Consider the following 6,619-nt stretch of genomic DNA (forward strand, 5'->3'; position numbering starts at 1 on the left):
CCAACGAAAAAGGGCGGGAATCGCGCGATTCCCGCCCTTTCTTTTTCACCGGACGCGCCGTACAGCAGGCGCGTCCTTGCGGCGTGCGTCAGGCCTTGTCCTGCACGACGCCGCGGCGGATCTGGTCAAGCTCGATCGATTCGAACAGCGCCTTGAAGTTGCCTTCGCCGAAACCCTGGTTGCCCTTGCGCTGGATGATTTCGAAGAAGATCGGCCCGATTTGGTTCTCGGTGAAGATCTGCAGCAGCAGGTCGTCGTGCGCGCCGTCGATCAGGATCTTGCGCTTCTTCAGCTCGTCCAGCGGCTCGCCGTGGTTCGGCACGCGGCGGTCGACGAGTTCGTAGTACGTGTCGATCGTGTCGAGCAGTTTCACATCCTTGCCGCGCAGGCCGTCGACCGCGCCATAGATGTCCGACGTGCCGAGCGCGATGTGCTGGATGCCTTCGCCGCGATACGCGTCGAGATATTCCTGGATCTGTCCGGCGGTTTCCGAACCTTCCTCGTTGATCGGAATGCGGATCTTGCCGCACGGCGACGTCATCGCCTTCGACTTCACGCTGGTCACCTTGCCCTCGATGTCGAAGTAGCGCACTTCGCGGAAGTTGAACAGGCGCTCGTAGAACTCCGCCCATTCCTGCATGCGACCGCGATGGACGTTGTGCGTGAGGTGGTCGATGTAGGTGAGGCCGTGGCCGGCCGGGTTCGGATCGGCGCCCGGGATCGGTTCGAAGTCGACGTCATAGATACTGATGTCGCCGATGGCGCCCGGCTGCGCGCCGTTCTTGCCTCTCCAGCGGTCGACGAAGTAGATCAGCGAATCGCCGATGCCCTTGATCGCCGGGATGTTCAGTTCCATCGGGCCGGTCTTGTTGTCGAAACCCCACGCGCCGAGATCGAGCGCGCGCTGGTAGGCCTGCGCGGCGTCCTGGACGCGGAATGCGATCGCGCAGATCGATGGGCCATGCAGCCGGGCGAAGCGCTGCGCGAACGAGTCCGGCTCGGCATTGATGATGAAGTTGATGTCGCCCTGACGGTACAGCGTCACGTCCTTGTGACGATGGCGCGCGATCGCGGTGAAGCCCATCCGTTCGAACAGCTGGCCGAGCGCCTTCGGATCCGGTGCGGTGTATTCGATGAATTCGAAACCGTCGGTGCCGACGGGATTGTCCCAGGTGGGGATCTGCATGCGTGTCTCCTTATGCGCGCCGCGACGCGCGCGATGAATCAGTGCGTGCGGAAAAGTGTAGCGGGCAACGTGGAGCGGAAACTTGCGAACTTAATCGTGCATCACTACGATGGCGCAATTTCCAGTCTTGAATGCATCTCATGGAGGCAGAAGATGGCGCAAATCGAATTGGATGCCATCGACCGGCGGATTCTGGCGATTCTTCAGGAGAACGGGCGCCTGTCGAACCAGGAGATCGCCGAGCGGGTGAACCTGTCGCCCAGCCCGTGCCTGCGGCGCATCCGGCGTCTCGAGGAGACCGGTGTGATCACCGGCTACGTCGCGCTGCTCGATCCGCAGAAGCTCGGCCTCGACCTGCTCGCCTACGTCAGCGTGCGGCTCGAAAAACGCGGCGGGCTCGCGCCGATGCGTGGGGACGAGACCTCGATGCGCGCCGGCACGACGCACGCGGAGCTGTTTCGCGCGGCGGTGCAGGCATGGCCGGAAGTGGTCGCCTGCCATGCGATGACGGGGGATATGGATTATCTGTTGCGGGTGCAGGTCGAGGACATGGCGCATTTTTCGCGCTTCGTGCAGGCGCAGCTGCTGCACCATCCGTCCGTGATCGACGTGAAGACGAGCTTTTCGCTCGAATGCTTCAAGGAGACGACGGCGCTGCCGATCCGCGCGACGCGCTGACGCGCGCGAGGTGGTGCCGCTGTCGCGCCTGCGGCGTCGTGGTGGACCGGTGGAAACTTAGGCGGGCGCGCGGCGCGCGATCCGTATCGGCAGACCTCAGGCAGTCAGCGCGGCGGGCATGAACGATTCGATGATCTTCGACGTGCGGCGCGCCTGACGCTTGAGTGCGTAGTCGAACAGCGCGGCCTGTTCCTGCATCATCTCGGCGATGATCGTCGAGTGGTCGGCGGGCGGCAGCGACAGGTAGGCGTCGGCTTCGCCGTACGCGTACTCGATCCGCATGCCGGACTTTTTTGCGATGTGCATCATCGTCGCGTTGCGCGACAGGCAATGCATGTACAGCATGGAAACGCGCGTGTTGCGGCTGCGGATCGCTGCGCGTTCGAACAGCTTCGTGCCGACGCCGTGGCCGCGCGCGCTTTCGAGCACCGACACGCCGAATTCAGCAGTGCGCTTGTCGCCTTCTGCCGGCAGGTAGGCCAGATGGCCGACGCCGATCAGTTCGAGTTCATGGTCGAACACGCCGAACACGGTATCGCGGCTGAAGTCGATCGTGCGGACATAGTTCTCGATGACATGGTCGGGCACCGTTTGCCCGAAGCGCAGCAGACGATCTTCGCTGCCGAGCGCGAGAAAGTGGGTGAGCAGTTGCTCACGGTCTTTGGAAGCCAGTTCCCTGACGAGAACCGGCGCAGTGACGGCTTTGCCGACGACATCGGCCGAACCGTGGCGTTGCGTGTTCATCGTGGGTTCCTCAATGTGTGACCGTACAGCGGGTTGTGCAATGCAGCAGCATTTTACCCGACCGCAGCCCGTCTGATTGGGGAAAACCCGTATTCGTTTTCGAGGGGAAATTCTAAATACGTGCTGTCACACGCATAAGTGCATGATTATAAATGGATTAAAAATTAATCATATGAAATGATGCGTGGCCTGTAATAGTGTTTTCGCCACGCAACACATGTTGCTGTGCGGCAATCAGGCCGGCGACGACAGCCCGCGCTCGATCATGTCGATCACCTGCTCGGCGAAATCGCGGTAGCCGAGGCGGCCGCCGGGTTTGAGCCAGGTGAACGTCCAGTTGATCATCCCGAACACCATCATCGTCACCGACATCTGGTTTTCCTTCGAGATGCGCGACGGATAGGCGCGCGCGAGCTGGCGCGCGAACGCGGCGACGATATCGCGCTGGCGGTCGAGAACGATCTCGCGCTGGGTGTCCTCGAGGTACTTCACATCGTTGAGCAGCGCGACGTGGCGGCTGTGCGATGTCTCGTATTCGGCGAGGAACGCGCGCACCAGTTCCGCGAATGCCTCGTGCTCGCTGAGCCCGCGCCGCTGGCTGGTGCCCTCGACTTCCGCGATGATCAGCATCAGCCGCTTCGTATAGCGATCCAGCAGGTCGAAGAGGATCGCTTCCTTGCTTTCGTAATAGTGATAGAGGCGGGCCTTCGACGTGCCGCTCGCGGTCGCGAGATCGGACATCGACGTGCTCGGGTAGCTCGTCTGCGCGAACTTCTCTGCGGCGAGATCGAGGATCTGCTCGCGCTGGGATTCGTGGTCGGGGGCTCGGGTACGGGCCATGGTCGAATGCGGCGGGTTAGCGGTGTGGGGCGGCGGCGCTGCCGCCCCGAATCACGTGAATGGGGCGGGTCGGCCAGACGTCGACGAAACAAGGCCGCCGGCCGGACGTCGAGTCGTCCGGCCGGCGGCGGCCCCTAGTGTAAGCGAGATGCGGGACGGCGATAAACCGCCGGGCGTTGCCTGGCGCGAACGGCTCAGCGCTCGTCGTAGCTCACGACGACCTTGTCGCTGATCGGATGGCACTGACAGGTCAGCACGAAACCGTCCTTCACTTCCTGTTCCTCGAGCGTGTAGTTCTTCTCCATCCGCACTTCGCCCTCGAGCACCTTTGCGCGGCACGTGCAGCAGACGCCGCCCTTGCACGCATACGGCAGCGCGAGACCGGCGCGCAGGCCGACATCGAGCAGGCTGACACCCTCGTACGGCAGGCGCAGCTTGCGCTTCTTGCCGTCGAGGACGATTTCGAGCTCGGCGGCGGGGGTGTCGTCGGTGATCTCGACGAGCGGCACGCCGGCCTGCGGCAACGGCGTGCCGAAGCGCTCCACGTGCACCTTCGCCTGCGGCACGCCGGCGGCCTTGAGCGCGGCCTCGGCCGCATCCATCATCGGCGCGGGGCCGCAGATGAATGCTTCGTCGATCGAGTCGGCGGGCACCAGCGTGTCGAGGAACGCCGCGCACTTCGCCTGATCGAGCACGCCGTTGAACAGCTCGACGTCCTGCAGATCGTCGGACAGCACGTGATACAGGACGAACCGGTTCATGTAGCGGTTCTTCAGATCCTCGAGTTCCTCGGCGAACATGATCGCGTCGACGCTGCGGTTGCCGTAGATCAGCGTGAACGTGCTGCGCGGCTCGAGCTCGAGCGTCGTCTTGACGATCGCGAGCACCGGCGTGATGCCGGAGCCGCCGGAGAACGCGACGTACTGCTTGCCGTGTTCCGCGTTCAGATGGGTGAAGAACCGGCCGTCCGGCGTCATCACGTCGATCGTATGGCCGGGCTTCAGCGTATCGAACGCGAAGTTCGAGAAGCGCCCGCCGCGCACGCGCTTGATGCCGATGCGCAGTTCGCCGTCTCGGTCGTAGTCGGTCGTGCCGACGCAGATCGAATAGGAGCGGCGCGTTTCCTCGCCGTCGATGTGGACTTTCAGCGTGACGAACTGGCCCTGCGTGAAACGATAGGCCTCGCGCAGTTCGGGCGGCACGTCGAAGGAGACGGTGACGGCGTCGGCGGTCTCGGGCCGCACGTCGCGGATACGCAGCGGATGAAATTGCGGGGTCGCCATATCAGTAAGGTTTGAAGTAGTCGAAGGGTTCGCGACAGTCGACGCAGCGATACAGCGCCTTGCAGGCCGTCGACGCGAATTGCGCGAGACGTTCGGTGTGCGCGGAACCGCAGCGCGGGCAGGCGGGCGCCGCGACGGGGCGGGGCATGAACCGCACGACGCTTTCCTGCGGCGCGGCGCTGCCGCACTGGCCGACGGGCGGCGCGATGCCGTATGCGCGCAGCTTGTCGCGGGCTTCCTGCGTGATCCAGTCGGTGGTCCACGCGGGCGCGAGCACCGTCACGACGCGGTGCGGCGGCAGGCCGGCCTGCTGCATCGCGATCGCGATGTCCTCGGCGATTTGCGACATCGCCGGGCAACCGGAATAGGTCGGCGTGATGACGACCTCGAGCACGCCGTCGTCTGCACGCCGGACGTCGCGCAGGATCCCGAGTTCGCGGATCGAGACGACGGGGATTTCCGGATCGGGCACGGCCTCCAGCACCGCCCACGCGTGCGCGAGCAGCGGATCGGCATGGTGCGGGGCGGGTACGGCGGCGTGGGGGCGTGGGGCGGACATCGCGAGGCTCCGTGGCATCGGCGGGTGAATTACCAGGTCGCGCCGGGATGCTGGCGCGCGAGACTCTGCATTTCCGCGAGCAGGTAGCCCATGTGTTCCGAATGCTCGCCTTGCTTGCCGGTCGTCACGTGCCGGACCGGCTCGGGCAGCGTGAGCGTCGCTTCGGCGAGCGCGTCGTCGACATCCGCGCGCCATGCGTCTTCGAGCGCCGCCGGCGACGGGCCGATGCCTTGTGCGGCGACCGCCTCGTCCACGGCGTCCGCCGCGAAGAACTCGCGCGTGTACGGCATCAGATAGTCGAGCGCGGCCTGCGCGCGGCGATGGGATGTTTCGGTGCCGTCGCCGAGACGCACCAGCCATTCGCGCGCATGGTGCACGTGATAGCGGGTTTCCTTCACCGATTTCGCGGCGATTGCGGCCAGCGTCGTATCGGCCGACGATTCGAGCGCGCTCCAGACATGCAGCATCAGCGTCGCGTAGAGGAAATTGCGCACGATCGTGACCGCGTAGTCCTTGTCGGCGTGTGCGGTGCCCGATACCGGGCCGTAATGCGGCAGTTCGGCGAGCGTGAAGTTCGCGAATTCGCGCTCGGTGCGGAAGTACGCGTAATCGTCCTCGGTCTTTTCGGCGCCCGAGCGCTGGCGCTCGAGTTCGGCGGCGTGCGTATACAGCATGCGCGCCTGGCCGATCAGATCGAGACTCATGTTGGTGAGCGCGATGTCTTCTTCGAGAATCGGGCCGTGACCGCACCATTCGGCGTTGCGCTGACCGAGGATCAGCGCGTTGTCCGCGAGGCGCAGCACGTAGGAGAGGTGTTCGGGCGTGATCGTCATGGCGCGGGCCGCTTACATGTGGTTGACTTCGTCGGGCAGCGTGTAGAACGTCGGATGGCGGTAGATCTTGTCGCCCGCCGGCTCGAACAGTTCCTCCTTCTCGCTGGGATCCGACGCGGTGATGGCCGACGACGGCACCACCCAGATGCTCACGCCTTCCTGGCGGCGCGTGTAGACGTCGCGCGCCATGCGCAGCGCCATCGACGCGTCCGCGGCGTGCAGGCTGCCGCAATGCTTGTGATCGAGGCCTTGCTTGCTGCGCACGAACACTTCCCAGATCGGCCATTCCTTGTTCATTGCTCTCTCCTGGCGACCGGCATCGGCGCTTCGCGCCCGACCCGGTCTGATGACATGCTGAATCCGATGTGTCCCGGCGCACGGGCGCCGGGGCTTGCCGCTCAGGCGGCCTGTTGCTCGGCGCGGGCGCGGCGCTTCGCTTCGTGCGCGAGCGCGGCTTCGCGCACCCATGCGCCATCTTCGTGCGCCTTCACGCGGG

At 64.7% G+C, this 6,619-nt stretch carries 8 protein-coding genes; 1 reads left to right on the plus strand and 7 read right to left on the minus strand.

Translation table 11 applies throughout. The features are described from left to right. Positions 1-88: 88 nt before the first annotated feature. Positions 89-1,186: a 4-hydroxyphenylpyruvate dioxygenase gene (gene hppD, locus KH616_RS19490; RefSeq protein ID WP_292249777.1), complete on the minus strand. Its 1,098-nt coding sequence runs from the start codon at positions 1,184-1,186 to the stop codon at positions 89-91. 153 nt (positions 1,187-1,339) lie between these two features. On the opposite strand from hppD, the gene KH616_RS19495 reads away from it, so the two are divergent. Further along, the gene (locus tag KH616_RS19495) at positions 1,340-1,864 is read left to right on the plus strand and encodes an Lrp/AsnC family transcriptional regulator (protein WP_292249778.1); all 525 of its coding nucleotides are present in this window, start codon (positions 1,340-1,342) and stop codon (positions 1,862-1,864) included. Between the two features lie 96 nt (positions 1,865-1,960). Here KH616_RS19495 and KH616_RS19500 read toward each other — a convergent pair whose 3' ends face one another. The 6 genes from KH616_RS19500 to paaB form a co-directional block, all read right to left on the minus strand. Continuing rightward, positions 1,961-2,608 (minus strand): GNAT family N-acetyltransferase, encoded by a 648-nt coding sequence (locus KH616_RS19500; RefSeq protein WP_292249779.1) that lies wholly within the window; start codon positions 2,606-2,608, stop codon positions 1,961-1,963. A gap of 234 nt (positions 2,609-2,842) precedes the next feature. Then, positions 2,843-3,448, minus strand: a complete 606-nt coding sequence (locus KH616_RS19505) for a TetR/AcrR family transcriptional regulator (protein WP_292249780.1) — start codon at positions 3,446-3,448, stop codon at positions 2,843-2,845. Positions 3,449-3,642: 194 nt separating this feature from the next. Beyond that, entirely contained in the window at positions 3,643-4,731 is a 1,089-nt protein-coding gene (gene paaE / locus KH616_RS19510; protein ID WP_292249781.1) for a 1,2-phenylacetyl-CoA epoxidase subunit PaaE, read from the minus strand. 1 nt (position 4,732) lies between these two features. Next, positions 4,733-5,290 (minus strand): 1,2-phenylacetyl-CoA epoxidase subunit PaaD, encoded by a 558-nt coding sequence (gene paaD / locus KH616_RS19515; protein ID WP_292249782.1) that lies wholly within the window; start codon positions 5,288-5,290, stop codon positions 4,733-4,735. A gap of 29 nt (positions 5,291-5,319) precedes the next feature. Beyond that, a complete protein-coding gene (gene paaC / locus KH616_RS19520; RefSeq protein WP_292249783.1) occupies positions 5,320-6,123 on the minus strand; it encodes a 1,2-phenylacetyl-CoA epoxidase subunit PaaC in 804 nt (267 codons plus the stop codon). 12 nt (positions 6,124-6,135) lie between these two features. After that, positions 6,136-6,420 (minus strand): 1,2-phenylacetyl-CoA epoxidase subunit PaaB, encoded by a 285-nt coding sequence (gene paaB, locus KH616_RS19525; RefSeq protein WP_292249784.1) that lies wholly within the window; start codon positions 6,418-6,420, stop codon positions 6,136-6,138. Positions 6,421-6,619: the final 199 nt, after the last annotated feature.

Source organism: Burkholderia sp. (assembly GCF_018375725.1).
In the GTDB taxonomy this organism is placed as follows: domain Bacteria; phylum Pseudomonadota; class Gammaproteobacteria; order Burkholderiales; family Burkholderiaceae; genus Burkholderia.

Coding starts and splice junctions, on each gene's coding strand:
- hppD (WP_292249777.1), bottom strand. CDS start 1,186: ATGCAGATCCCCACCTGGGACAATCCCGTCGGCACCGACGGTTTCGAA.
- KH616_RS19495 (WP_292249778.1), top strand. CDS start 1,340: ATGGCGCAAATCGAATTGGATGCCATCGACCGGCGGATTCTGGCGATT.
- KH616_RS19500 (WP_292249779.1), bottom strand. CDS start 2,608: ATGAACACGCAACGCCACGGTTCGGCCGATGTCGTCGGCAAAGCCGTC.
- KH616_RS19505 (WP_292249780.1), bottom strand. CDS start 3,448: ATGGCCCGTACCCGAGCCCCCGACCACGAATCCCAGCGCGAGCAGATC.
- paaE (WP_292249781.1), bottom strand. CDS start 4,731: ATGGCGACCCCGCAATTTCATCCGCTGCGTATCCGCGACGTGCGGCCC.
- paaD (WP_292249782.1), bottom strand. CDS start 5,290: ATGTCCGCCCCACGCCCCCACGCCGCCGTACCCGCCCCGCACCATGCC.
- paaC (WP_292249783.1), bottom strand. CDS start 6,123: ATGACGATCACGCCCGAACACCTCTCCTACGTGCTGCGCCTCGCGGAC.
- paaB (WP_292249784.1), bottom strand. CDS start 6,420: ATGAACAAGGAATGGCCGATCTGGGAAGTGTTCGTGCGCAGCAAGCAA.